General features: G+C 54.9%; 1 pseudogene. It reads left to right on the forward strand.

Annotation, left to right across the window (positions count from 1 at the left end):
- A pseudogene (locus ACEE23_RS11405) lies at positions 1 to 1,106 on the forward strand (IS3 family transposase); the annotation flags it as partial.
- Positions 1,107 to 1,141: the final 35 nt, after the last annotated feature.

The raw sequence follows: 1,141 nt of genomic DNA on the forward strand, positions 1-1,141 counted from the left end.
ACAGCGATGGATCTTGCGCGCGAGTTTGGCCTGTCATCAGAGCAGCTGGTCAGCGGGTGGTCGCGGAAATGGCGTAAAGGTGGCGATGAGGCACTAACGCCGAAGCCGAAGGGCAGGCCCAAAGGCTCGGTCACATCGAAGCCGCTCTCGGAACAAGCGAAGCTGCGTCGCCAGATCGCACGGTTGGAAGCGGAAAACGCATATCTAAAAAAATTGCGGGACTTGAGGAATCAGGGACACGCCTGAAGGTCCAGGCTATTGTCATCCTCAAGTCACGGCATCGTCTGCAATACCTTTTGGATGCGGCAGGCATGCCGAGATCAACGTTCTTCTACCACCAGAAACGACTCAGCGAGCCGGATAAGCGCGCTGCGCTCAAAGACGCGATCCGAGAAAGCTTCGAGCGTAACAAGCATCGCTACGGCTACCGACGAGTACTACTTGACCTGCGCAACCAGGGGTGGGTGGTCAACCACAAGCTCGTCTACAAGCTCATGTGCGAGATGGGACTTCGAGCCAAGGTCCGCCAGCGCAGGCCGTATGTTTCCTATAACGGGACGATCAGCCACATTGCCGACAACACACTTGACCGCAAGTTCACCCCAGATAAGCCAAATACCGTCTTTGTCAGCGACGTCACCGAGTTCAGGGTCGCAGGCCGCAAGGTCTACCTGTCACCGGTGATGGATCTGTTCGACCGTTCAATCGTTGCCCACACCGTGGCTACATCGCCGTCGACAGCATTTACCGCCAATTCTTTAACTAAGACGATTGAAACGTGTGCGCCTGAGCCTGGGTGGATGATGCATACCGATCAAGGTTTCCAGTACCAGCATTCGTCCTGGCGCAACCTGATTCATGACAACGGTGGCGTTCAGTCGATGTCGCGTAAAGCCAACTGTTACGACAACGCGGTCATGGAGAATTTCTTCGGGCACTTGAAAACCGAGATGTACCACGGAGAAGTCTTCGACACCATCGCAGAGTTCAACCAGGCGATCGACGAGTACATCCAGTGGTACAACACCGAACGCATCCAACACCGACTCAAGGGTCTGACCCCGATGCAATATCGAAATCAGACCCTTGAAGCCCTAACCGCCTAGAATTAAAACCAGTCCAACTTTCGGGGGCCAGTTCA

It is taken from the genome of Corynebacterium sp. 32222D000AT (assembly GCF_053546955.1).